The organism is Mesorhizobium sp. M2A.F.Ca.ET.042.01.1.1 (assembly GCF_003997405.1).
Lineage (GTDB): Bacteria > Pseudomonadota > Alphaproteobacteria > Rhizobiales > Rhizobiaceae > Mesorhizobium.
Window position 1 is genome coordinate 1 of sequence record NZ_RZRX01000568.1, and the last position, 1,220, is coordinate 1,220.

Sequence of the window (1,220 nt, forward strand, 5' to 3'; positions counted from 1 at the left end):
ATGCGCAAGACCATCGCGCGCCGCCTGGTCGAGGCGAAGTCCACCATCCCGCATTTCTATCTGACGCTCGATTGCGAGCTCGACGCGCTGTTGGCGCTGCGCACGCAGCTCAATGCCGCCGCCCCGATGAGGAAGACCGACAAGGGCGAGGTTCCGGCCTACAAGCTTTCGGTCAACGACATGGTGATCAAGGCCATGGCCATGGCGCTGATGGCGGTGCCGGATGCCAACGCCTCCTGGACCGAGAACGCCATGGTCAAGCACAAGCACGCCGATGTCGGCGTCGCCGTGTCGATCCCCGGCGGCCTGATCACGCCGATCATCCGGCACGCGGATGAAAAGACGCTGTCGGTGATCTCCAACGAGATGAAGGACCTGGCCAGCCGTGCCCGCAGCCGCAAGCTGAAGCCGGAAGAGTATCAGGGCGGCACGACGGCGGTGTCCAATCTCGGCATGTTCGGCATCAAGGACTTTGCCGCCGTCATCAACCCGCCGCATGCGACGATCCTGGCGGTCGGCGCTGGCGAGGAGCGGGCAGTGGTGAAGAAGGGCGAGATCAAGATTGCCACCGTGATGTCGGTCACGCTCTCGACCGACCATCGCGCGGTCGACGGCGCGCTCGGCGCGGAATTGCTCGGCGCCTTCAAGCGCATGATCGAAAACCCGATGGGCATGCTGGTGTAGGACGGGAAAAGGCGGTGCGGAAATTCTTCACCGGCCTTTCGCCTTGTTCTTTCCGCCGGGCGGATCGCGCGCAGGCGGCCTGGTCGACCGGTGACGGCAGGGGTGTGGCAAAAGCATGAAGACGATTCTCTGCTACGGCGACTCTCTCACCTGGGGCTATGACGCCGCCAGCCTCGGGCGCCATGCGCTGCAGGACCGCTGGCCGAGCGTGCTCGGGGCCGAGCTCGGCGACGATATCCAGATCATCGCCGAAGGACTTAACGGCCGCACCACGGCCTTCGACGACCATCTGGCCGGTGCGGACCGCAATGGCGCCCGTGTGCTGCCGACGATCCTGACCAGCCACGCGCCGCTCGACCTGATCATCATCATGCTTGGCGCCAACGACATGAAGCCATGGATCCACGGCAATCCGGTCGCAGCCAAACAGGGCATCCAGCGCCTGATCGACATCGTGCGCGGCCATGACTACCCGTTCGACTGGCCGGCGCCGCAGATCCTGATCGTCGCGCCACCGGCGGCGACGCGCACCCACA

At 65.2% G+C, this 1,220-nt stretch carries 2 protein-coding genes; both read left to right on the forward strand.

The genetic code is table 11. The features are described 5' to 3' along the window. Positions 1-684: 2-oxo acid dehydrogenase subunit E2 (locus tag EOA23_RS34880; protein WP_189341839.1), on the forward strand; the 684-nt coding region annotated here is incomplete at its 5' end. Between the two features lie 115 nt (positions 685-799). Continuing rightward, positions 800-1,220, forward strand: a 421-nt coding sequence (locus EOA23_RS34885; RefSeq protein ID WP_127307333.1) for a GDSL-type esterase/lipase family protein, incomplete at its 3' end; no start/stop codon positions are given.